Raw genomic sequence first — 225 nt, forward strand, 5'->3', positions numbered from 1 at the left:
AGCATATCGCCAGCATCTGTAAGGCGCGCGGGCCGCACCCGCCGGTCAAACAACGCGACTCCCACGTGCTCCTCCAGCGCCTTGACCGCCTGACTGACTGCGGGTTGGGTCACGTTCAGGCGCGCCGCCGCATCCCGCATCGAACCATGCCGCGACAGGGCTTCGAAGGTCACAAGAAGGCGCAGTGGTGGGAGATGTTCCATTGAATAACTTAATCCATAGCTT

1 protein-coding gene is annotated in these 225 nt (G+C 61.3%); it reads right to left on the minus strand.

Features of this window, described 5'->3' with window-relative positions:
* A partial coding sequence (locus NLF92_RS13965; RefSeq protein WP_432420241.1) for a helix-turn-helix domain-containing protein occupies positions 1-203 on the minus strand: 203 nt, incomplete at its 3' end.
* Positions 204-225: the final 22 nt, after the last annotated feature.

It is taken from the genome of Opacimonas viscosa, assembly GCF_024199005.1.
In the GTDB taxonomy this organism is placed as follows: Bacteria; Pseudomonadota; Gammaproteobacteria; order Enterobacterales; family Alteromonadaceae; genus Opacimonas; species Opacimonas viscosa.